1 protein-coding gene is annotated in these 331 nt (G+C 64.4%); it reads right to left on the bottom strand.

Going from position 1 to position 331, the window contains the following annotated elements; all coding sequences use genetic code 11:
* Positions 1 to 331: radical SAM protein (locus AC6CHP_RS20765; protein ID WP_498232065.1), on the bottom strand; the 331-nt coding region annotated here is incomplete at both ends.

A 331-nucleotide genomic window follows, 5' to 3' on the forward strand; every position in this document is an offset into this window, starting at 1 on the left:
CGTCTCGACATTGTGCGCGAACACCTCAGGCTTGGAATCGCAGATCGCTTTGATGTGCTCGGGTTTGCCGGAGAAGTCCGGGATCAGCAGCTCCACGCCGGTGCCGGGGTTCAGTTCGTGGATCTTCCGCACCGTCTCGGCGTACAGCCACACGCCCTCGTCTTCGAGGTCGTCCCGGGCCACGCCGGTGACGGTGGCATAGCGCAGCTGCATCGCCTGCACAGAGCGGGCCACCTTGGTGGGTTCGAACATGTCCACCGGGGAGGGCTTGCCGGTATCGATCTGGCAGAAATCACAGCGCCGGGTGCACTCGGACCCGCCGATCAGGAAC

It is taken from the genome of Pseudarthrobacter sp. GQ63 (assembly GCF_059758765.1).